This is a genomic window from Escherichia sp. 94.0001, from assembly GCF_013369155.2.
Lineage (GTDB): Bacteria > Pseudomonadota > Gammaproteobacteria > Enterobacterales > Enterobacteriaceae > Escherichia > Escherichia coli_F.
Map to the genome: position 1 here is coordinate 1 of NZ_JABWMS020000310.1, position 263 is coordinate 263.

Annotated in this window: 1 pseudogene; it reads right to left on the minus strand. The window is 53.6% G+C overall.

The window, feature by feature from the left end:
- Positions 1-263, minus strand: a pseudogene (locus tag HEN33_RS25885) (terminase small subunit); the annotation flags it as partial.

Sequence of the window (263 nt, forward strand, 5' to 3'; positions counted from 1 at the left end):
CCAGGCCGCATCCAGTGCCAGTTTCGGGTCAATTATCAGGTTTTCCACCAGGATCTGCCCCATAGCTTTCACCGGATCGGGAAGACCATCCTCCATATATTCAATACCATGAGATATCACCGCGGGCGGAGGCATCTCCGGATTGTTTTCGTCCGGCTGTGGTATTGCAGCCACCTCACGGCGACGGGGTTTATCCTCCTGCTCTGATTTTTTCTGCCGGTAAACAGGAACCTCATCCACCTCCACCGTTTCGCACTGTTTAC